This is a genomic window from Limnohabitans sp. (assembly GCF_038134685.1).
Lineage (GTDB): Bacteria > Pseudomonadota > Gammaproteobacteria > Burkholderiales > Burkholderiaceae_C > Limnohabitans_A.
Map to the genome: position 1 here is coordinate 8,376 of NZ_JAYPVP010000004.1, position 20,295 is coordinate 28,670.

Here is a 20,295-nt window from a genome sequence, read left to right on the forward strand (position 1 = left end):
CGGGAATCTGGTTCACGCGCGCTCGGCCACCCAGGCCTGCACGCTGGCCAGGGCCTGGGGCAAAGCTGCGGCATTGGTGCCGCCGGCCATGGCCATGTCGGGCTTGCCGCCGCCTTTGCCGCCCACCTGCTGGGCCACAAAGTTGACCAACTCGCCGGCCTTGACTTTGCCAATGCTGTCCGCCGTCACACCCGCAGCGATCTGCACCTTGTCGCCGTCCACAGCGGCCAACACGATGGCAGCGGTTTTGAGCTTGTCCTTGAGCTTGTCCATGGTTTCACGCAGCGTCTTGGCGTCGGCACCGTCCAGCTTGGCCACCAGCAGCTTCAGGCCTTTGACGTCCACAGCCTGCATGGCCAGCTCGTCGCCCTGGGCCGAAGCCAGCTTGCCTTTGGCGGCAGCCAGTTCTTTTTCCAGAGCCTTGACCTGGTCGAGCACTTGCGCAATGCGGTTGTTCAACTCTGCAGGCTGGGCCTTGAGCGTGCCGGAGGCTTGCGCCACGGTGTCTTCCAGGCTTTGCAGGTAGGCCAGCGCGTTTTCGCCGGTCACGGCTTCGATGCGGCGCACACCTGCGGCCACGCCGCCTTCGCTGACGATCTTGAACAGGCCGATGTCGCCCGTGGCTTTGACGTGGGTGCCGCCGCACAGTTCGCGGCTGGAGCCGATGTCAAGCACGCGCACGGTCTCGCCGTACTTCTCGCCGAACAGCATCATGGCGCCAGTCTTCTGGGCGCTTTCAATGTCCATCACACGCGCTGCAGCTGCGGCGTTGGCCAGGATTTCAGCATTGACTTTGGCTTCGATCTGGCGGATTTCGGCGTCGGTCACCGGGGCGTTGTGCGCAAAGTCGAAACGGGTGCGCTCGGCGTTGACCAGCGAGCCCTTTTGCTGCACGTGGCCACCCAGCACCTCGCGCAGGGCTTTGTGCATCAGGTGCGTGGCGCTGTGGTTGCGCACGGTGGCGGCGCGCTGCTCGGTGTTGACGTGGGCTTGTACGGCATCGCCCACCTTGAGGCTACCGCTTTGCAGTTCGCCGTGGTGGCCAAACACATCAGCCTTGATTTTCTGCGTGTCAAGCACATGGCTCTGGGCAACGCCGGTGTTGCACAGAGCCTCGGCTCCCTCCGGACCGACGGTGGCGGAGTAGAACGGGGTGGTGTCGAGCACGACCACGCCTTGCTGGCCGGCTTGCAGCTCGGTCACGGCATTGCCGTCCAGGTACAAAGCCAGCACCTTGCTGTGCGCGGCCAGTTCGTCGTAGCCGACAAAGTCGTTGCCCGCGCCTCTGTAGTCCAGCGCCTTGTCCATCTTGAACTTGCCGGCCGCGCGAGCCTGGCTCTTCTGCTTTTCCATGGCGGCGGCAAAACCGGCCTCGTCCACCGACAAGCCACGTTCGCGGCACACGTCAGCCGACAGGTCCAGCGGGAAGCCATAGGTGTCGTGCAGTTTGAAGGCTACTTCGCCGGGCAGCACTTTGACGCCACCGTCCAGCGCTGCGTCCAGGATCTGCATGCCGGTTTCGAGGGTTTCGAAGAAGCGCTCCTCTTCAGCCTTGAGCACAGCCATGACGCGGTCGGCATTCTCGGCCAGATTGGGGTACGCCGCCCCCATGAGCTTAGCCAGATCGGGCACCAGCTTGTGGAAGAACGGTGTCTTTTTGCCCAGCTTGTAGCCGTGTCGGATGGCACGGCGCACGATGCGGCGCTGCACATAGCCACGACCCTCGTTGCTGGGCAGCACCCCGTCCACCACCAGGAAAGAAGTGGCGCGCAGGTGGTCGGCAATCACGCGCAGGCTGGGGCTCGACAGATCGGCGCAGCCGGTTTCACGGGCAGCGGCCTTGATCAGCTGGTCGAACAGGTCGATTTCGTAGTTGCTGTGAACGTGTTGCAAGATGGCAGCCAAGCGCTCCAAGCCCATGCCGGTGTCCACGCAGGGCGCGGGCAACTTGGTGAGAGTGCCGTCTTCGTGCATCTCGAACTGCATGAACACGTTGTTCCAGATCTCGATGAAGCGGTCGCCGTCTTCTTCGGGGCTACCCGGGGGGCCTCCCGGAATGTGGTCGCCGTGGTCGTAGAAGATTTCGGAGCACGGGCCGCAGGGGCCGGTGTCGGCCATCATCCAGAAGTTGTCGGACTTGTAGCGGCCGCCCTTGTTGTCGCCAATGCGTATCACGCGCTCGGGTGGCAGGCCAATCTCTTTGGTCCAGATGTCATAGGCTTCGTCGTCTTCCTGGTAGACGGTGGCCAGCAGCTTTTCTTTGGGCAGCTTGTAGACCTCGGTCAGCAGCTCCCAGGCCCAGGTCAGCGATTCACGCTTGAAATAGTCGCCAAAAGACCAGTTGCCCAGCATCTCGAAGAAGGTGTGGTGGCGCGCGGTGTAGCCCACATTCTCCAGGTCGTTGTGCTTACCGCCTGCACGCAAACAGGCTTGAACGGACGCGGCGCGCACATACGAGCGCTTGTCGGTGCCCAGAAACACATCCTTGAACTGCACCATGCCGGAGTTGGTGAACATCAGCGTCGGGTCGTTGCCCGGTACCAGCGGGCTGGACGCCACCACGGTGTGGCCCTTGGACTCGAAAAAGTCGAGGAAGGTCTTGCGGATGTCTGCAACAGAAAAAACGGCTTGGCTCATGGTGTCATGCGGCAAATAAAAGCAACAGGTCATTATAGGTTTTGCCCCAAGGTGACAGCGCCACCGTTGCGAGGACTTTATGCTTGCGCCAACTGTTGACGATTGAATCGTGGCACAATTTATTTAACTAGTTAAATATTTTTGAGGGCAGATCTTCAGCTCTACCCTCAACTGACTTCAAAAGGAGACCTGATGGACATGAAGACCTCGCCCCTGGCCCTGCTCAAGGACCCTTCCCTGCTGAAAACCGATGCACTGATCAATGGGCAATGGGTCGCAGGCAGCAGCCGCTTTGAAGTGAGCGACCCGGCCACGGGCCACAAGCTGGCCGATGTGGCCAACCTGGGCGCGAAAGACGCCGAAGCGGCGATTGCCGCCGCCAACGCCGCCTGGCCGGCCTGGAAAAACAAAACTGCCAAAGAGCGCAGCATTTTGTTGCGCAAATGGTTCGACCTGCTGATCGCCAACACCGAAGACCTAGCCCGCCTGATGACCGCCGAAAACGGCAAACCCATGGCCGAGTCGCGTGGCGAAGTGGCTTATGGCGCCAGCTTTGTCGAGTGGTTCGCCGAAGAAGCCAAGCGCGTCAATGGCGAGACCCTGCCCCAGTTTGACAACAACCGCCGCTTGATGGTGATTCGCCAGCCCATTGGCGTGTGCGCGGCCATCACGCCCTGGAACTTCCCGCTGGCCATGATCACCCGCAAGGTGGCTCCGGCCATTGCAGCGGGTTGCTCCGTCATCATCAAACCGGCCGAGCAAACACCGCTCACCGCCTTGGCCGCCGCAGAACTGGCGATGCGCGCAGGCATTCCGGCTGGGGTCATCAACATCATCACCGCAGATGCCAACAACTCGATTGCGATCGGCAAGGTGCTCTGTGCCAGCGATGTGGTGCGCCATATCAGTTTCACTGGCTCGACAGAAGTAGGCCGTATTTTGATGGCGCAGTCCTCGCCCACAGTCAAGAAAATGTCGCTGGAGCTGGGTGGCAATGCGCCCTTCATCGTGTTTGACGACGCCGACATTGACAGCGCCGTCGAAGGCGCCTTTGCCAGCAAGTACCGCAACGCGGGCCAGACCTGCGTGTGCTCCAACCGCATTTATGTTCAGGAAGGCGTGTACGAGCAGTTCGCGCAAAAGTTCGCTGCCAAAGTGGCCACCGCCAAGGTGGGTAACGGTTTTGAAGATGGCGTGAACCAGGGCCCGTTGATTGAGCCCTCGGCCATTGAAAAAGTGGAGCGCCATGTGCAAGACGCCATCGCCAAAGGCGCCCGTGTACTCACCGGTGGCAAGCGCCTGAGCGGTCAGTTCTTTGAACCCACGGTGGTGGCCGACGCCACCGCCGACATGGTGTGCGCCACCGAAGAAACCTTTGGCCCTTTTGCGCCCATCTTCAAGTTCAAGACAGAGCAGGAAGCCATTGACGCGGCCAACAACACCATTTTCGGTCTGGCCAGCTACTTCTACAGCCGCGATGTGGGCCGGATCTTCCGGGTGAGCGAGGCGCTGGAATACGGCATGGTGGGCATCAACGTAGGCATTCTGGCCACTGAACATGTCCCCTTTGGGGGCGTCAAGCAGTCGGGCTTGGGCCGCGAAGGCTCGCACCACGGCATTGACGATTACGTGGAAATCAAATACCTGTGCTTGGGGGACATTCTCAAATAATCCCAAATCCATCCAAATTTCAAAGCCCACTTCGGTGGGCTTTTTGCTGACGGCCTTATGCACTCAAATGCACTTCAATTTCTATAAACAATGCAGCAACCATGCGGGTTAACGATGGATAGGGCAAATCAAAAATTCGCGAGCAAAACCATAGAATAGATTCCTAGGAATATTTCAAATATCGATATGCAGCCTAGGCTAGAACAACTCGGATTGACCGCGCTGGCAACGGTTGCCTACTTCCTGACTTTCAAACTCAACCAATACCTAGACCCCTGGTTTTTATACGGACAAGGCATTTCGCTTTTGTTTTTGCCAGCCGGTGTGAAACACGTATCGATCTTGCTCGCCGGCCGCTGGGGAGCGCTTGGGAGCTTTTTGGGTTTGTTGGTCATGGTGCCCGCGTTTTGGCCAGAGCTGAGTATTGAGATGGCCATTCCCTATGTCGCCATCAGCACTCTGTCCACTTGGGCCGGCATTGTGCTGAGCATGCGGCTGATGGGCATCCGCCGCGATTTGAGCAACCTTAAATTACTTCAGCTCCCCCTGCTCGACCTTGTCACCATTTTGTTGCACGCGGTCACGACCAACACATATTTCGTGCTGGCCGGGTTGAAAAAAATCAACGACTGGAACATGAACACCCTGGCCATGATGGTGGGTGACTATCTGGGCAGCCTGAGCTTGATGCTGCTGTTGTTCATCGTGCTTCAATGGCTACCGCGCAGGTCGGTTGGCGCACCTTAAAGCGCTACAATCCACCCAACAGCGCGGGTGTCGTTCAATGGTAGGACTCTTGCTTCCCAAGCAAATAACGTGGGTTCGATTCCCATCACCCGCTCCAAACACTTAAGCTATTGATTTATAAGGATTTTTTCAAAATCCTTGAGGTACAAATGTCCAAGCTTTGGTCCACCATGACCAAAGAAAGCCCTTGGAAATGTCATACCTGACGCAGCACCTCCTCAAACGCACAAGCGGTTTTTACTTCCGCCTCGTCGTCCCCAAGCACTTACGCCTTGCCCTTGGCAAATCAGAAATTCGTCACCCGCTTCGCACAAGCAGCGAATTCGTTGCTGTACAGTTATCAAAACGATTTTGGTCCCACTACCAGTCTGTCTTTGAGACAACTCAGCCTGAGCATCTTTCTACTGGGCCATACCCACGTTTGTTGCCACAGCGACATTGATTTGGGTCACAAATTGATGGTTATGCAAAGTAGTTAACTGCATCGACTTGGAAACAATGGTCCCCACTGCCTTGCCCCCACTCTACAGATATTCAAACATCCTTTGAAACGTACTTTATGCGGCTCTGCGATGGACAACCATTTCGGTTTCCCACGCCCGGACACCTTGCACCACATCACCCACGACGATGATGCTAGGGCTTTTCAAGCCTTCACGCGTCATGGTGCTTGCCAGCTGACCTAATGTGGTCAGGGCTTCGCGCTGATGCGGCAAGCTGGCGTTTTGCACAATCGCCACCGGCGTGTCGGTGGGCAAGCCTTGCAGCAGGCCGGTTTGAATGTGGTGCAGACTGCTCACGCCCATGTAGATCACCAGCGTGAGTTTTGCCTGATAGGCGGTGCGCGACAGCGCGACCCAGTCGGTGCCCTCGTCACCCGGCTTGGCGTGTCCGGTGATGAAGACCACGCCGTGCGCACGGTTGCGGTGGGTCAGCGGTGCACCCAGACTCGTCAAACCGGCCAAACCCGAGGTGATGCCGTTGATCACTTCGGCCTCAATGCCTTCTTCGCGCAGATGCTCTACTTCTTCGCCGCCGCGTCCGAAAATGAAGGGGTCGCCACCCTTGAGGCGAACCACGGTCTCACCTTCGCGCACGGCCTGCACCATCAGTTTGTGGATAAAGGCCTGGGATGTGCTGGCGCAGCCGCCGCGTTTGCCCACATGGATGATACGGGCGTCGGGCTTGGCGTGTTCCAGCACAGCATCGTTGACCAGGTCGTCCACCAGCAGCACGGTGGCGCGTGCAATGGCTCTCACTGCTTTGAGGGTCAGCAGCTCCGGGTCACCGGGGCCGGCGCCCACTAGAGTGCAGTGGCTGCCGCTGGCAGAAATCACGGCAGAATGTTTCATGGCGTAACCTCTCGAAGGATGTGTTGCACTTGCTGAGCAATCGGTTCGGGCACAGCGCGTTCACCGAGCAGCACTTGATGGATGTAGGCGGCAGTACTGGCTGCATCAATGGTCGGCATATCAGGCAGTTGTTCGAGCGAGCCTTCACGTTGCTCTTGCATGCGTCGGATGGTGCCGTTCTTGAACACGTCCATGGCAGGAGTGCGGCGTGCATCGGCCACTGGCTCCCCTTCGGTGCCGCGCAGCAGCAAGGCATGTTGGCCAGTGAGTGCAAATGTAGCCGACATCGACTGCAGGTATTCGGGGTGTGTATAGCTGCCCACCACCAGAGCAGGACCATCGCAAGGATTCATCAGTTTGACCAAGCTATGCCCACTGTTGCGCAGGCCCACCACGCGGCGTACCGACAGCAGGCGATCCAGTCCTGCATGCAACGTGGAAGTGCGCACGAACACTACCTGGCCCGAGTTGGCGCTGCCCGCCGAAGGCTGAATCCCCAACTCGGCGAACACCGCTTCGGCCGGTACTCGTTTATCTTCAGTCATGCTGCCGTGCACCACCACAGCCACGCCTTCGCGCGCCAGCAATAGCGCCAACAGGGGCGTGAGAACCGGCAGCTTGCGCGCACCGTTATAGCTGGGCAGCACTGCGGTAGGAACGCCACCGGTAGCTATCTTGTTAAGACGATCATGCGTGGCGTCCAGAAAACCAGCCAACTCTTCGGGTGTTTCACCTTTGATTCGCATGGCCAAGCAAAAAGCGCCCAACTCTAGTTCGGTGATCTGGCCATCTAGCACCTGTCCCATCAAGTCGGCCGCTTGCACGCGGTCGATCGCTCGCGCGCCGTCCTTGCCGCGGCCGATGCTCTTGATGTATTGGCTGATGCTCATGGTGTGGGTTGACTAGAAACTTGATTGCTTGGTTTTATACAGGTATGCGCACTTAAACTGGCAGAGGCACTTGGCGGACCAAGCGTTTGAGTTCAGGCACGCAAGAGCCGCAACGTGTGCCACAGTGCAGCTGATCCTGCAGTTGCGTCAAGCGTTCGCTGTCGCTGCCCGTCTGGTCCTGCAGGCAGGCAATGATGGCTTCCTCGCGTACGTTCAGGCAGCTGCACACCTGGCGGCTGGCCGGGGCCGAGCCTTGCGGCGTAGTGCTGCTGGCCTGCAGCCACTGGCGTGCGGGCCAGTCCAGTGCCTGGCCTTGCTCCAGCAGGTCTTGCAGCCAGCGGGCCGAACGGGTGTCACCCGCCACAGCAAAACCTTGCAAGGTTCGCTGAATTTGTACATTGGGTTTGCTGAGGCGCAAGGTTCGCAGCTGGGCACGTTCACTGTCTTGATACCGCAGGGTGTCCGGCGAATCCAGGCCAAGCTGCGCCATTACCTCTTGCAACAAGGTGGGGACACAGGCCTCATGCGACATGGCGCGCAGCAACAAGCCCGTACGCGGCGTCTGGTCGGACAGGTCGGCAGCAGGGTCGGCAAATGGCACCAGGCTGGCAAATTCAAAGCTAGTAAGGTGCTGTTTCAGCGCATGATGTGCCCGCCAAACGTTGTCAGCAGGCAGCCAGGCCATGGCCACAAGTTGCCAGCCGGGTGCGACGGGTGTAATCTGCACTGCTGCATGCTTAAGTTCTGGCTGCTTAGACGTGGGACAAAAGCTTGACGTGGTCAGCACGTTAATGCCTAAGTTGGGCTGGCCTTGGGCGTCGCGACCGCTAAGCACCTCGGACCCCCAATGCATGGCAATGAAGGCCTGCATTGGTGCCACCTGTTCGCTGGCCTGCACCGGCAGCACCAGGCTACCGCGCTTGCTGCGCACTTGCGCCAGCTCACCGTTTTGCAGTCCCAAGCGTTGCAAGTCCTTTGGGTGCATCTGCACGCAGGGCTCAGGGCTATGTGCGTACAAGCGGCCGGCGGTGCCAGTGCGCGTCATGCCGTGCCACTGGTCGCGCAGGCGGCCGGTGGTGAGCGAGAAGGGAAACTGCGATACCCGTTCTTCGGCCACGGGTTCCCAACGCACGGCTGCAAATCGCGCGCGGCCATCGAGCGTAGCAAAGCGGCCGTCGGTGTAAAGGCGTGCTGTGCTGTGCGCGGCTCCTTCGGATCGGGGCCATTGGGCCGGGGCTTGTTCCAGCAAATCGTAGCTCAGACCAGTTATGTCGAGATCGCGCCCACGAGTACTTTTGCGGTGTTCTTTCCAGATCTCCTCGGGACTACCGTAGTCCAGCATGCGGGAGTCTTTCGAGCGATCCAGCGCCACAGCCATGCGTTGGCCGATCGCGCAAGCGATCTGCCAGTCGTGGCGGGCTTCACCCGCTGGCGGGACGGCGGCGCGCACGCGGCTGATACGCCGCTCGCTGTTGGTGACAGTGCCTTCTTTTTCGCCCCAGGTGGTAGCAGGCAAAAGCAGGTCGGCCAGCTCGCAAGTGGCAGCGGTGGCAAAGGCCTCCTGCACAATGACAAATTCCGCTCGTTCCAGGGCGCGACGCACTGTCTTCTGGTCGGGCATGGACTGTGCCGGGTTGGTACAGGCGATCCACAAGGCCTTGATCTGGCCATCGGCGGCAGCTTCAAACATTTCGACTGCGGTGAACCCCGGCTTGGCAGGCACATCGGGCACGCCCCATAAGGCCGCAACTTCTGCGCGGTGCTGTGGGTTGCCTAGGTCGCGGTGTGCCGAGAGCAGGTTGGCCATCCCACCGACTTCGCGCCCGCCCATAGCGTTGGGCTGACCCGTCAGCGATAACGGTCCAGCACCACGCTTACCGATTTGTGCGGTAGCAAGGTGCAGGTTGATCAGCGCGGCGTTTTTGGCGGTGCCGTTGCTCGACTGGTTCAGGCCCTGGCAATACAGACTCAGGGTGGATGGAGCCGTGGCAAACCAGCGGGCAGCCGTCAGAAGATCTTGGCTTGAAATGCCGCAAATTTGCGTCACACGCTCGGGCGTATGGTCAGCCACCAGCGCCTGCAAGACTTCAAATCCGCTGGTGTGCTGAGTAATGTACGCTGGCTGCGTCCAGCCCTCGCGCAGCATCAGATGCAGCAGCCCGTGGAACAGCATCACGTCGGTGCCGGGCTGAATTTGCAGGTGCAGATCGGCCATATCGGCGGTATCTGTACGGCGAGGGTCTACCACGATCATTTTCAGATCCGGGTTGACATTACGGGCGTCTTCGATACGGCGAAACAGTATCGGGTGCGCCCAAGCTGCGTTGCTGCCTGCAATGAACAAGCATTGCGTCTGTGCAATGTCATCGTAACAGGCGGGCGGCGCATCAGCACCCAGAGTCATCTTATAGCCGGCCACTGCACTACTCATGCACAGGCGCGAGTTGCTGTCAATGTTGTTAGTGCCTAGCAACCCTTTGGCCAGCTTGTTGAATACGTAGTAGTCCTCGGTGAGCAACTGGCCAGAGATGTAGAAGCCCAATGCATCAGGCCCATGCTCGCGCACTATAGCGGCCAGGCGCGAGGCGGCTAGTTCGATAGCGCTGTCCCAACTCAGTTCCTGAGGTGCCTGTCCGCGCACCTGGCGCCACTGAGGCGTGAGCAGCCGACTCTGTGCCGTGACATGAGGTGCGGCCGTCAGGTGCAGCGACTGGCCCTTTGTACACAAGCGCCCAAAATTGGCTGGGTGGTCAGGGTCACCGCGCACGCCGGTGATCTGCGAGCCACGCGACTCGATGATGACGCCGCAGCCTACACCGCAGTAGGGGCAGGTCGATTTGGTTTGGCACAGCGCATCTGTCATGCTCTCACCATCAAACGCAGGTGAGCTTGCGCGACATCGGGCCTGCAACAGGACGAGTTAGGTCGGTAGCGTGACCAAGCAGCTCGTCTGCATCCAAATGCACCACACCCGATTCGACCTTGACTGTAAATCGCGGTGTGCAGCCTTCGTCTGGAGCATGCGCCATGCCGTCGCACAGCCCAATCGTCCAGTTGTGCAATGGACAAGCAACCTGTTGACCAAATACGATACCTTGCGAGAGCGGACCGCCTTTGTGAGGACAACGGTCGAGCAAGGCAAACACCTCGTCCTCCTCGTTACGGAAGACCGCCACATCCAGGCCTTGGTCGCGCGCCACTCGGCGCGCACCGAGCACGGGGATATCGTCGACACGGCAGATTTCTTTCCAGTTGGGCATAGTAACTTTCTTAAACGGTGGTCATAGCTTCGAACTGACGGGTGTCCACATGCGCTTTTTCAAATTCGAACCAGGGGTCGGGCTCGCCATCCAGTGCATGCTGGAGTCGCGCCCATAGTGCCTTGCGGTTGGTCTCGTCGTTCAGCACCTTCTTCTTGATGTGGTCCATACCCACACGGTGCATATAGTGCACAGTGCGCTCCAAGTACCAGCCTTCCTCGCGGTAGAGTTGCATGAAGGCGCCGGTGTACTCCAGCACCTCTTCTGCAGTCTTGAGCTTGACGAAGAACTCGGCCACTTCGGTCTTGATGCCGCCGTTGCCACCGATATACATCTCCCAGCCGCTGTCCACGCCAATAACGCCTACGTCCTTAATGCCAGCTTCTGCGCAGTTGCGCGGGCAACCACTCACTGCAAACTTGACCTTGTGCGGTGCATACATGCGCCACATGGCTTTTTCCAGGTCCTTGCCCATCTGCGTGCTGTCCTGTGTGCCCATTCGGCACCATTCACTACCCACGCAGGTTTTCACCGTACGCAGCGCTTTGGCGTAGGCATGACCGCATGGCATGCCTATGTCATTCCAGACGCCCACCAGGTCTTCCTTTTTCACGCCCAGCAGGTCGATGCGCTGCCCGCCTGTGACCTTGACGGTCGGGATCTGGTACTTATCCACCACGTCGGCAATGCGACGCAGTTCGTCGGCTGTAGTCTCGCCGCCCCACATGCGCGGGATCACACTGTAGGTGCCATCTTTCTGAATGTTGGCGTGGCTGCGTTCATTGATGAAGCGACTTTGCGGATCGTCCTGCGCCTCTTTAGGCCAAGTGCTAATGAGGTAGTAATTGACTGCGGGTCGGCAGCTCGCGCAGCCGTTGGGTGTGCGCCACTCCAGAAATTTAAAAACACTGCCTGTGGTAAGCAATTTGTTCTCACGGATAGCATCGCGTACTGCCTGGTGTCCGTGTGTGGTGCATCCGCAGATCGGCTTCATCTTGGGTGTGGCCGAATAGTCGCCACCGGCGGTGAACATCAAAATCTGCTCCACCAGACCGGTGCAGGAGCCGCAGCTGGCGCTGGCCTTGGTCTGCTTGCGAACCTCGTCCAGCGTGAACAGGCCTTTGTCTTTGATGGCCTTGCAAATCGTGCCCTTGTTCACACCATTGCAGCCGCAGACCTCGTCGCTGTCTGCCATGGCGGCAGCCTTGCTCTGACCCTGATGGCCCACATCGCCAATGTTGGACTCGCCAAACATCAGCTTCTCGCGGATATCGGCCACGCTGCGGCTTTCACGCAGCAGCTTGAAATACCAACTACCGTCCACCGTGTCGCCATACAGGCAGGCGCCCACGAGTTTGTCGTCCTTGAGCACTAGGCGCTTGTAGACGCCACCGGCCGGGTCGCTCATCACGATCTCGTCGGTTCCTTCGCCGCCCATAAATTCACCGGCAGAAAACAGGTCAATGCCCGTCACCTTAAGCTTAGTGGACGTTTGCGAGCCCTGGTAGCGCGCGATTCCGAATTCGGCCAGGTGGTTAGCCAGCACTTTGCCCTGTTCGAACAACGGAGCCACCAGACCATAAGCAATACCGCGATGTGCTGCACATTCCCCAAGGGCCCAGATACGAGGGTCAGTTACTGTTTGAAGAGTATCGGTGACGACGACGCCTCGGTTCACATGCAAGCCCATGCTCTCAGCCAATTGGGTGTTAGGTCGGATGCCCACGGCCATGACCACCAAGTCAGCGCTCACGTGACTGCCGTCTTTGAACTCGACTTTGGCTACGCGACCAGCGTCTCCGGCCTGAAACGCTGAAGTTTGTGCACTCATCAGAAACTGCATGCCGCGCGCCTCCAGCGAGGTCTGAAGCATCTGCCCAGCCACCTTATCGAGCTGACGTTCCATCAACCATTCACCCACATGCACCACAGTGACCTGCATGCCGCGCTTCATCAAGCCGTTGGCCGCTTCCAGCCCCAGCAGGCCGCCGCCAATGACCACCGCGTGCTTGTACTGAGCCGCTGCGTCGATCATGGCCTGCGTGTCGGCAATGTCGCGGTAAGCCAGTACACCTGGCAGGTCGTGCCCTGGCAGAGGTAGGATGAAGGGGTTGGAGCCTGTCGCCAAGATCAGTCGGTCGTAATTGGTCTTTACGGATTCACCCTGGGCATTGGTTCCGGTCACAGTTCGATGCACTCGGTCAACCTGAGTGACCTTGAAGCCCGCGTGCAGCGTGATGCCGTTATCCGAGTACCAAGCCCAGTCATTGAGAACGATCTCGTCCAAGGTTTGTTCACCGGCCAGAACCGGGGAGAGCAAGATGCGGTTGTAGTTGGGGTGCGGTTCGGCACCGAACACGGTGATGTCGTAGAGGTCGGGGGCCAGCTTGAGCAACTCCTCGAGCGCTCGTACACCAGCCATGCCGTTTCCGACCATAACCAGTTTCATTTTCGTTTTAGGGATGACGCGCATGTCCATGGTGAATTTCCTTAAGCTGCCTTCTCGACATGTCCTTGGCGGGTATAAAGGAAGTCGATCACTGCTTTACGGTAGAGCTGGTATTGAGGGTCGTCTGCAAGTTCGACCCGTGAGCGGGGGCGCGGAAGGTCTACTGCCAGCACTTCACCGATAGTTGCAGCAGGACCATTGGTCATCATCACAATCTTGTCGGAGAGCAGTACAGCCTCGTCCACGTCATGCGTGACCATGACCACGGTGGCTTGGGTCTTGGCGACGATCTCCAGAAGCTCGTCCTGTAACTTGGCGCGGGTCAACGCGTCCAGCGCGCCAAAGGGCTCGTCCATAAGCAGAACCTTGGGCTCCATGGCCAGCGCCCGAGCGATGCCCACGCGCTGCTTCATGCCACCCGAAATTTCGCCGGGGCGCTTTTGCGCGGCGTGGCTCAGCCTCACCATGGCAAGCGCCGCATCGGTACGGGCTCGCAATTGCGACTTAGACTCTGTTTTTCCGAACACCCGTTCAATGCCCAGATACACGTTGTCAAAGCAGGTCAACCATGGCAGCAGCGAATGGTTCTGAAACACCACTGCGCGGTCGGGGCCAGGGCCAGCAATCTCACGATTAGCGCACAACAACACGCCATTTGTAGGCGTGGTCAGGCCAGCGATCAAGTTGAGCAGTGTGGATTTACCACAACCGGAGTGGCCGATCAGCGCGACAAACTCACCTTTGGCGATATTGAGTTGGATATCGCGCAACGCCGGGAACAAGCCTTTGGCAGTTTTGAATGTCTGTTCAACGTTCTGGATCTGAATGAATTTGTCTGTATTCATGATTTGAAATCCTCATAACTAAAGGCGGTAGCTGCGCGGATCAGTGCGTACTCGAGGATCAGTCCAACTCCACCGATCACGAAAATCGCGATGATGATGTTCTTGACATTAAGGTTGTTCCATTCATCCCAAACCCAGAAACCGATGCCCACGCCGCCGGTCAGCATTTCAGCGGCAACGATCACCAGCCAAGCGGTTCCAACGGCGAGGCGCACGCCGGTCAGCATGTAGGGCAGCACGGCAGGAAACAGGATGGTGGTGGCGATCTTCCACTCGGAGAGGTTGAGCACGCGGGCCACATTCATGTAGTCCTGCGGTACGCGCTGCACGCCCACGGCAGTGTTGATGACCATGGGCCAAATCGAGCAGATAAAAATGGTCCAGATAGCCGCCGGGTTGGCGCCTTTGAAGATAAGCAAGCCGATCGGCAACCAGGCCAGCGGTGAGACCGGACGCAACAGGCTAATCAGTGGGTTGAACATGCGTGAGATGAAGGCAAAACGCCCGATCACGAAACCAGCCGGGATACCAACGAGTGCCGCCAAACCAAAACCCACGGCCACGCGCTCGAGTGACATCAGTACGTTCCAACCCACACCTTGGTCGTTGGGGCCATTCCGGTAAAACGGTTCGCTGAATATCTCTACAGCTTGCACTCCGGTTTCATAAGGGCTGGGAATACTGCCTTGCGTGCTCTTGGACACCAATGCCCAAATCGCCAACAACATCCCAAAACCCAAAATGGGAGGCAGAACAGCCAGCCAAAGGGCATTCGTACCGGACCTCGTTGTTGCCGCTGTTGTATGAGCGTGATTTACGGGTGTTTTGCCTTGCGTACCTGCTATTGATGGCGCGCTTGATGTGCTCGCTCGGGGCGAGTGAAAGACTGCACTGACCATGATGGACTCCTGCTTAGGCCTTGATCTTGAAACCGTCAGCGTATTTCGCAGGATCTTTACCGTCCCAGACAACACCATCCATCAACTTGCTGGAACGCATGTCGCTCTTAGGCACACTGATGTTCATCGCCCCAGCCACTTCCTTGTACAGCGCTGTCTGATTGATAGCCTTGGCCACACCCAAATAGTCCGGGTGACTCTTGAGGAGCCCCCAACGCTTGTGTTGTGTCAGGAACCACATGCCATCCGACAAATAGGGATAGTTGACCGCACCGTCGTTGAAGAACTTCATGTGGTTTGGGTCATCCCAAGTTTTGCCCAAGCCGTTTTGGTAACGCCCCAAAATGCGCTGATTGATAACATCTACACTGGTATTGATGTAAGACTTCTGAGCAACGGTTTCAGCCATCTTCAGCTTGTTTTGCAAACCGGCATCAATCCATCGGCTCGCTTCAAGCACCGCCATCATTACGGCTCGAGTGGTGTTAGGGTATTTTTTTACGAACTCTGCTGTGGTGCCCAGAACTTTCTCAGGATGGTCTTTCCAGATATCCTGTGTTGTGTTGGCTGTGATCCCGATACCATCCATGATGGCGCGGTGATTCCAGGGCTCTCCAACACAAAAACCATCCATGTTGCCAATTCGCATATTGGCCACCATTTGTGGAGGCGGCACGGTGATGAGTTTGGCGCCAGATACAGGGTTGATGCCCGCTGCTGCCAACCAGTAATGCATCCACATGGCGTGTGTACCTGTAGGGAAGGTGCCCGCAAAAGTGTATTCACGCGGATTTGCCGCCATGTACTTGGCCAGTGAAGGACCATCCACAGCACCTTTGTCGGCCAAGGCTTTTGACAGGCTAATCGCCTGCCCGTTGTTGTTGATAGACATGAGCACAGCCATGTCTTTTTTAGGACTTCCCAACCCTAAATGGACACCATAGATCAGACCATAAAGCACGTGTGACATATCCAGATCACCGTTGGTCAGCTTGTCGCGCACACCGGCCCACGAGGCTTCTTTGCTAGGAATGATTTTGACGCCGTATTTTTGGTCAAACCCTAACACCGAAGCCATCACCACGCTGGCACAGTCGGTCAGTGGGATAAAACCAATTTTCACTTCCTTTTTCTCAGGTTCATCTGAACCGGCTGCATAGACCACCGAGCGCAGAGCAGGAGAGATCCCCGCCGCGCCCACAGCAGCAGCTTGCAACACAGTGCGGCGATTGAAACTGGTTTTCAGAATGTCGGTCATGGCATAACTCCTTGAGATAAGAAAACATAAAGGCGTCCTCACGCGATTTGCGCCTGCAATGCAGTGCGCGAACGCATGGGGACGCCTTTGTCCGAGTGTCAAGCCCGTCTTTGGGCTTTGAAACGATGACCTTCGTTGGTCTTATTCAGTTCATTGCAAGGGTCGTGCCAGGGTTTCCCCGTGGAAAATGAGACACCCGCGCACCCTCTTTGGGCGAGTGCACGACCTTGGTGCATTTGTGCCCCGCAAGAGGCCTGTCAAGCTCCTCTGTTAGCCAAGCAGTTCGACCACATCTATCATTTGCTGAGCGATTTCCACCAGTTTCACACCCTTGTTCATAGCGGCCTTGCGCAGCTTGGCATACGCCTCGGGCTCAGATAAACCTTGACGTTGCATCAATAAACCCTTGGCGCGATCAACCACCTTACGCTCTTGCAATTCACCGCGCGCACTGTAGAGCTCTGCCAGCAGTGCTTCCTGATGGCGAAAACGCGCCATCGCCACCGTCAAAATTGGACGGATACGATCCGGCGACAACCCATCAACAATGTAGGCTGTCACGCCTGCAGCCACAGCCTGCGGGACATGCGAGGTATCGTCATCGCTGGTGAATAAAACAATAGGACGACGCTCGTCGCGCGTGGCCATCACCACATGCTCCAAGGCATCGCGAGCATCGCTTTCGGCATCCACGATCACCAAATCAGCTTGCAACTGATCCAGACGTTCAGTCAGAAAGGGGTCTGCAGGGAGCGTCGCCACCAAGTTGTACCCTGCCTCGAGAAGGCCAATCCGTAGTAGGCGCGACCTTTCAGCCTGTGCGATCGCCTGTTCATCTCCTTGCGAGAGAACAGGATCAGAAACAATGACAACAATGCGAAGAGGTTCTGGCATGCTCCATGCAAAGCAATAAGCGGGCCGAAGTTCACCTCACCTTTAGTCGGCCAGTGAACTTTGTGGCCTCTTCAAAGATTTACCGTCCGAAAAACAAGGACACATGACGACCATGAGCTACAGCGATATCGATGCTGCCATTTGGGCACAAACCTTGATTCAGAGTCGACGCACCACACTTCCCAAGCGACTCATTGGACCGGGTCCTACCGCAGCTCAAAAGATTTCCATTCTGGAAGCAGCGGCTGCAGCCCCTGATCACGATCAGGTAATGCCTTGGCGCTTTGTAGAAATACCAGCAAATGCGCGCCCCGCATTAGGAGATGCATTTGCGTCTGCTTTACTTGAACGGGACACATATGCCGGTGCACACGCATGCACCCAAGCCAAAGAAAAGGCACTTCGCGCACCTTGGCTGTTACTCAGCATCGTTCGTGCAGATGACCATTACACAGATATTCCTATGAATGAACGCATACTGAGTGCTGGAGCTGCCATTCAAAACATGCTGCTGATGGCAACAGCTCAGGGACTGGGAAGTTCGTTAACCAGCGGAAAAGCCCTCCAATCAAGTGCACTCCGGCATATTTTCAAGCTAGACCCTACCGAAATAGCCCTGTGCTTCGTAAACATTGGTCATATCCACGATATGTCCATACCTCGCTGCCGCCCTTCTATTTCCCAGTACTTTTCAATACTAGATCAAGCACAAGCTTGACAACTTTGGGGCTTATTCACGGTCAAAGTGATTTGACCGGTGATGTTCAAGCGAGTCTCACACCGACTGTTTTTGATACGGATTACGAAGAAACTGATACCTTGCCTTTGTCGTGATCAGTCTCGATAGGCAAAACACCCTATGAGATCTTTGGGGACTCCGGGGATCCGGCTTTCTAGGTAACGACGAATCACGGGCTCAGGGTAATGGGGATGGGTGCTACCGCTCCAGATACCGTTATGTACAAGCTTCAAGCCTTGTGAAGTTGTGTTTAGAAGAACCACTGCGTCGTTCAGATGCTGGAATTTAACTTGTGTGATCACCCAATTTTCCAACTGACTAATACCTACGATGTGTAGGGAAAGAGAGTCAGGTGGGCTGTAATGCCTTATCACACGCAAGACATCACCGTGTAGTGGGTCTTCGGAGTGAATCGACTTTACTTTATCGCAACGGCGCGTGACTTGTGCATGGAATTGCGAAAAGAGTCCGGCAACATCAACTGGACGACCGTCGACAACTAGCAGCCAGCTATCATCTGAAGACTGCACTTCAAGATGAATCGCAGGCAACATCACCAGAATGATTGCCAGAACAATAGCTTGAGCTTTGTATCTCATCGATTAAGCGCAAAGAATATAGGCATCGTCAGCCTATGGACAGATCTATGCTTTCGTGCTCGGCAACAAGCTCCAGCGCTCGCTCAAACAAAGCCCTTGCAGTACCAGATATGGCAGAAAGTTGCGCATGAAGCTGCGCATCTTCGTGGCTGTTATTCAAGCATTCTTGACTGTATAGCTCAAAGCTGGCCAATTGAGTAATAAGTTCGGCAACATGCTTGGGACATTCACAAAGTACATCCGTCGATATGCCTGCAACTCTCGTCAAAGTCTGGTCTGAATATTTGCGCGGCGGAATCATTACTCCGGGCTTATTGAAATCGTTGGCGTTGCGTGGGTCGATCAATAAGATCGAATAAAGCAATTCAGCGAAATCACGATCGTTGATCGGCTCCCTGCGCACAATGATGCCAGCAAGCCTCATGGCTTCAATAACTCGTTGCTGAGCATAACTGTAGAGAACAATCACATTAGCAATTGCATGTTTGTCAATCAATTGGCGCAGGGCTGCATGAGTTGCCAAATGAAGTGAATTGATACGAACTAACACCACATCTGGCCTACTCTGCCAAGACTGTTGTAACGCAGAGTCCAAATCAATCAGGCTATCCGTTACTTGGAAATTCACGCCGTCATTGCGTTGTAAATGCGGGTTCGCCTGAAATCTGGCTGCAAGCGCTAGACCTATCACAACGACTGAAACGGATCTTGATTTTTGAGTCCCCTGCAACTGAACGTCCTTGGTGAGTCTTTGCTTGTTCAGCATTGCCCCCAGAAGTGCAATATCCAAATTTGCCAGTGTGCTGATGGCATGCCCCCTTGAAGTCAACTGCCGCAACAAACTTGCACGAAGCACGTCTTCATCGGTGTACAGGCGCTGGTTACCTGCTGATTTGGAAGGGGAAAAAGCCTCGTATCGAGTCTCCCAGACGCGCAAGGTAGGAACGGGGACGCCACTGAGATTTGAAACAGCCCCGATTTTGTGAAGAGTTTTTTCCAATTTAACCATGTACATGAAGAGGTTTTGAATTGATTTATAACCAATATTTTTTGCTATTTCTGCGTTTTTCGCAATCATAGAGTAGATTTAGCCAAATCAATTCAACGGAACAACCAACAATGTTCAGTAAAAAAACTCAACTATGCATCGATGTACTGTTGACCATCGGAAGCGCGCCTGAAAGCGCACTGATAACCACACAAAAGCTGGCGAAAAAGATGTGCATTTCGATTTCACACATCGAAAGCATCATGCGACTGCTGCGCGAAGCGGGCTTTGTACGTTCCGTGCGTGGACCAGGCGGGGGGTACTGCACCACTGGGCAACTTGCCCAAATGTCAGTCTGGTCCGTGGTGAGTGCATTAGAGACTCCGGATGATTCAGACACATCTTGCAGTTATCGCGCCACTGATTCCCTAGAGAGATCGCTTTATTGCGAAATCAAAAGTTTTCTCTCCAATAAGACCATTGGTGAATTCTTCGAAGCAGACTCTGCTTGGCATTGCGAGCTACCTTCCGCACGTTTAGGTTTTCGCCTTGGACCAGAACCTCTCGTTCTGAAGCCAATAGCACCTAACTCAGTATTTGATTTAGCCCTATTTTTGCATCGCGAACAGGCTTAAACAATTTCCTCGCGTGCGACCCAAGTCAAAAAGCAAATGCTTGTATCCACATATTGCTCCACCACACACAACGGTAGCATTCTGTGGGTATGCCAGCAGCGCTCATGCGTTTATGACAACGTCATGCTTGCGACAAAGGCCGATACTAAGCTGTGGAGTTTGAAAAAGCTTCGTGAGCGAGTACACGATAGGGCTAACCTGGATTGCTGTGTACTCGTCATAGAGGTGCTCCCAACAGATGATCCTTTTGAGCCGAGTAGGCTGAAAGAGGTTTTTGAGTTTGCCAACCTTCCCCTGACGCTAGTTCTTCTACCTCGCCAACTAGAGCACCAAACCACTGCCTGGCTTGACGCTGGGGCTGATCGGTGTCTGCTCCAAGAAAGTGATCCACGCATTATCAAGGCCATGATCCGCGCTATGGTCAAGCGTGTG

The 20,295-nt window shown here is 56.3% G+C and carries 18 protein-coding genes and 1 tRNA gene; 7 read left to right on the forward strand and 12 right to left on the reverse strand.

Annotation, left to right across the window (positions count from 1 at the left end; genetic code table 11):
• Positions 1-12: 12 nt before the first annotated feature.
• A complete protein-coding gene (alaS, locus tag AAFM15_RS02605; RefSeq protein ID WP_341685145.1) occupies positions 13-2,637 on the reverse strand; it encodes an alanine--tRNA ligase in 2,625 nt (874 codons plus the stop codon).
• A gap of 192 nt (positions 2,638-2,829) precedes the next feature.
• On the opposite strand from alaS, the gene AAFM15_RS02610 reads away from it, so the two are divergent.
• The 4 genes from AAFM15_RS02610 (at position 2,830) to AAFM15_RS11700 (ending at position 5,497) form a co-directional block, all read left to right on the forward strand.
• The gene (locus AAFM15_RS02610) at positions 2,830-4,308 is read left to right on the forward strand and encodes an NAD-dependent succinate-semialdehyde dehydrogenase (RefSeq protein ID WP_341685146.1); all 1,479 of its coding nucleotides are present in this window, start codon (positions 2,830-2,832) and stop codon (positions 4,306-4,308) included.
• 186 nt (positions 4,309-4,494) lie between these two features.
• Entirely contained in the window at positions 4,495-5,055 is a 561-nt protein-coding gene (locus AAFM15_RS02615; RefSeq protein WP_341685147.1) for a hypothetical protein, read from the forward strand.
• Between the two features lie 23 nt (positions 5,056-5,078).
• Positions 5,079-5,152: transfer RNA gene (locus AAFM15_RS02620), tRNA-Gly, on the forward strand.
• Between the two features lie 96 nt (positions 5,153-5,248).
• A complete protein-coding gene (locus tag AAFM15_RS11700) occupies positions 5,249-5,497 on the forward strand; it encodes a DUF6538 domain-containing protein (protein ID WP_371833075.1) in 249 nt (82 codons plus the stop codon).
• A 115-nt stretch (positions 5,498-5,612) separates the two neighbouring features.
• Here the strand turns inward: AAFM15_RS11700 and cobA are convergent, their stop codons facing one another.
• The 9 genes from cobA to AAFM15_RS02665 form a co-directional block, all read right to left on the reverse strand.
• Complete coding sequence (cobA, locus tag AAFM15_RS02625; protein ID WP_341685148.1) at positions 5,613-6,407, reverse strand: uroporphyrinogen-III C-methyltransferase; 795 nt, start codon at positions 6,405-6,407, stop codon at positions 5,613-5,615.
• Positions 6,404-7,297: a DNA-binding protein YbiB gene (gene ybiB, locus AAFM15_RS02630; protein ID WP_341685149.1), complete on the reverse strand. Its 894-nt coding sequence runs from the start codon at positions 7,295-7,297 to the stop codon at positions 6,404-6,406. Before ybiB ends, cobA begins: the two co-directional genes overlap by 4 nt.
• Positions 7,298-7,349: 52 nt before the next feature.
• The gene (locus tag AAFM15_RS02635) at positions 7,350-10,160 is read right to left on the reverse strand and encodes a molybdopterin-dependent oxidoreductase (protein ID WP_341685150.1); all 2,811 of its coding nucleotides are present in this window, start codon (positions 10,158-10,160) and stop codon (positions 7,350-7,352) included.
• Positions 10,161-10,170: 10 nt separating this feature from the next.
• Entirely contained in the window at positions 10,171-10,557 is a 387-nt protein-coding gene (gene nirD, locus AAFM15_RS02640; RefSeq protein WP_341685151.1) for a nitrite reductase small subunit NirD, read from the reverse strand.
• Between the two features lie 10 nt (positions 10,558-10,567).
• A complete protein-coding gene (nirB, locus tag AAFM15_RS02645; protein ID WP_341685152.1) occupies positions 10,568-13,036 on the reverse strand; it encodes a nitrite reductase large subunit NirB in 2,469 nt (822 codons plus the stop codon).
• Between the two features lie 11 nt (positions 13,037-13,047).
• The gene (locus AAFM15_RS02650) at positions 13,048-13,851 is read right to left on the reverse strand and encodes an ABC transporter ATP-binding protein (protein WP_341685153.1); all 804 of its coding nucleotides are present in this window, start codon (positions 13,849-13,851) and stop codon (positions 13,048-13,050) included.
• Entirely contained in the window at positions 13,848-14,750 is a 903-nt protein-coding gene (ntrB, locus tag AAFM15_RS02655) for a nitrate ABC transporter permease (RefSeq protein ID WP_341685154.1), read from the reverse strand. Before ntrB ends, AAFM15_RS02650 begins: the two co-directional genes overlap by 4 nt.
• Before the next feature lie 13 nt (positions 14,751-14,763).
• Positions 14,764-16,008: a CmpA/NrtA family ABC transporter substrate-binding protein gene (locus AAFM15_RS02660; protein WP_341685156.1), complete on the reverse strand. Its 1,245-nt coding sequence runs from the start codon at positions 16,006-16,008 to the stop codon at positions 14,764-14,766.
• Between the two features lie 270 nt (positions 16,009-16,278).
• Positions 16,279-16,902, reverse strand: a complete 624-nt coding sequence (locus tag AAFM15_RS02665) for an ANTAR domain-containing protein (protein ID WP_341685158.1) — start codon at positions 16,900-16,902, stop codon at positions 16,279-16,281.
• A 112-nt stretch (positions 16,903-17,014) separates the two neighbouring features.
• Here AAFM15_RS02665 and AAFM15_RS02670 point away from each other — a divergent pair, with 112 nt between their 5' ends.
• A complete protein-coding gene (locus AAFM15_RS02670) occupies positions 17,015-17,620 on the forward strand; it encodes a nitroreductase family protein (RefSeq protein ID WP_341685159.1) in 606 nt (201 codons plus the stop codon).
• A 116-nt stretch (positions 17,621-17,736) separates the two neighbouring features.
• Here the strand turns inward: AAFM15_RS02670 and AAFM15_RS02675 are convergent, their stop codons facing one another.
• Both AAFM15_RS02675 and AAFM15_RS02680 read right to left on the reverse strand, forming a co-directional pair.
• Complete coding sequence (locus AAFM15_RS02675) at positions 17,737-18,240, reverse strand: hypothetical protein (RefSeq protein ID WP_341685160.1); 504 nt, start codon at positions 18,238-18,240, stop codon at positions 17,737-17,739.
• Positions 18,241-18,268: 28 nt separating this feature from the next.
• A complete protein-coding gene (locus AAFM15_RS02680; RefSeq protein ID WP_341685161.1) occupies positions 18,269-19,318 on the reverse strand; it encodes a MerR family transcriptional regulator in 1,050 nt (349 codons plus the stop codon).
• A 41-nt stretch (positions 19,319-19,359) separates the two neighbouring features.
• On the opposite strand from AAFM15_RS02680, the gene AAFM15_RS02685 reads away from it, so the two are divergent.
• Together AAFM15_RS02685 and AAFM15_RS02690 are read left to right on the forward strand one after the other, a co-directional pair.
• Positions 19,360-19,863, forward strand: coding sequence for an Rrf2 family transcriptional regulator (locus AAFM15_RS02685; RefSeq protein WP_341685162.1), 504 nt, complete (start codon positions 19,360-19,362; stop codon positions 19,861-19,863).
• A 123-nt stretch (positions 19,864-19,986) separates the two neighbouring features.
• The coding region (locus AAFM15_RS02690; RefSeq protein ID WP_341685163.1) for a hypothetical protein at positions 19,987-20,295 on the forward strand (309 nt) is incomplete at its 3' end.

Bases quoted from the DNA above. Each gene is read 5' to 3' on its own strand.
- alaS (WP_341685145.1), bottom strand. From the start codon at position 2,637: ATGAGCCAAGCCGTTTTTTCTGTTGCAGACATCCGCAAGACCTTCCTC.
- AAFM15_RS02610 (WP_341685146.1), top strand. From the start codon at position 2,830: ATGGACATGAAGACCTCGCCCCTGGCCCTGCTCAAGGACCCTTCCCTG.
- AAFM15_RS02615 (WP_341685147.1), top strand. From the start codon at position 4,495: ATGCAGCCTAGGCTAGAACAACTCGGATTGACCGCGCTGGCAACGGTT.
- AAFM15_RS11700 (WP_371833075.1), top strand. From the start codon at position 5,249: ATGTCATACCTGACGCAGCACCTCCTCAAACGCACAAGCGGTTTTTAC.
- cobA (WP_341685148.1), bottom strand. From the start codon at position 6,407: ATGAAACATTCTGCCGTGATTTCTGCCAGCGGCAGCCACTGCACTCTA.
- ybiB (WP_341685149.1), bottom strand. From the start codon at position 7,297: ATGAGCATCAGCCAATACATCAAGAGCATCGGCCGCGGCAAGGACGGC.
- AAFM15_RS02635 (WP_341685150.1), bottom strand. From the start codon at position 10,160: ATGACAGATGCGCTGTGCCAAACCAAATCGACCTGCCCCTACTGCGGT.
- nirD (WP_341685151.1), bottom strand. From the start codon at position 10,557: ATGCCCAACTGGAAAGAAATCTGCCGTGTCGACGATATCCCCGTGCTC.
- nirB (WP_341685152.1), bottom strand. From the start codon at position 13,036: ATGGACATGCGCGTCATCCCTAAAACGAAAATGAAACTGGTTATGGTC.
- AAFM15_RS02650 (WP_341685153.1), bottom strand. From the start codon at position 13,851: ATGAATACAGACAAATTCATTCAGATCCAGAACGTTGAACAGACATTC.
- ntrB (WP_341685154.1), bottom strand. From the start codon at position 14,750: ATGGTCAGTGCAGTCTTTCACTCGCCCCGAGCGAGCACATCAAGCGCG.
- AAFM15_RS02660 (WP_341685156.1), bottom strand. From the start codon at position 16,008: ATGACCGACATTCTGAAAACCAGTTTCAATCGCCGCACTGTGTTGCAA.
- AAFM15_RS02665 (WP_341685158.1), bottom strand. From the start codon at position 16,902: ATGCCAGAACCTCTTCGCATTGTTGTCATTGTTTCTGATCCTGTTCTC.
- AAFM15_RS02670 (WP_341685159.1), top strand. From the start codon at position 17,015: ATGAGCTACAGCGATATCGATGCTGCCATTTGGGCACAAACCTTGATT.
- AAFM15_RS02675 (WP_341685160.1), bottom strand. From the start codon at position 18,240: ATGAGATACAAAGCTCAAGCTATTGTTCTGGCAATCATTCTGGTGATG.
- AAFM15_RS02680 (WP_341685161.1), bottom strand. From the start codon at position 19,318: ATGATTGCGAAAAACGCAGAAATAGCAAAAAATATTGGTTATAAATCA.
- AAFM15_RS02685 (WP_341685162.1), top strand. From the start codon at position 19,360: ATGTTCAGTAAAAAAACTCAACTATGCATCGATGTACTGTTGACCATC.